This window comes from Salinimicrobium oceani (genome assembly GCF_012037645.1).
In genome coordinates, this window is record NZ_JAAVJR010001565.1 from 1 (window position 1) to 291 (window position 291).

The following is a 291-nucleotide window of genomic DNA, read 5'->3' on the forward strand; positions in this document are numbered from 1 at the left end:
AGTAAGACTTCGTTTTATAAATGCTGCCGCATCTTCCCAGTTCTGGCTAACCTTTGGAGGAGAAAATGACCCTTTGTTAGTAGCAGCAGATGGACTTGATGTAGTTCCTGTGGAGCATAAAAAAACCTTCATTGCTGTAGCGGAAACCTATGATTTCATAGTGACTGTTCCCGAGACAGGTCAACTGGAGGTAAGAGCTACAGCACAGGATGGTACAGGACAGACTTCTGCCTTTCTTGGCACAGGCAAAAACATTAGCGCTCCAGATGATTTACCCAGACCAGACCTGGT

General features: G+C 45.7%; 1 protein-coding gene. It reads left to right on the forward strand.

All coding sequences use genetic code 11. The features are described 5' to 3' along the window. On the forward strand, positions 1 to 291 hold a 291-nt coding region (locus HC175_RS23095; RefSeq protein WP_479685271.1), incomplete at both ends, for a cupredoxin domain-containing protein.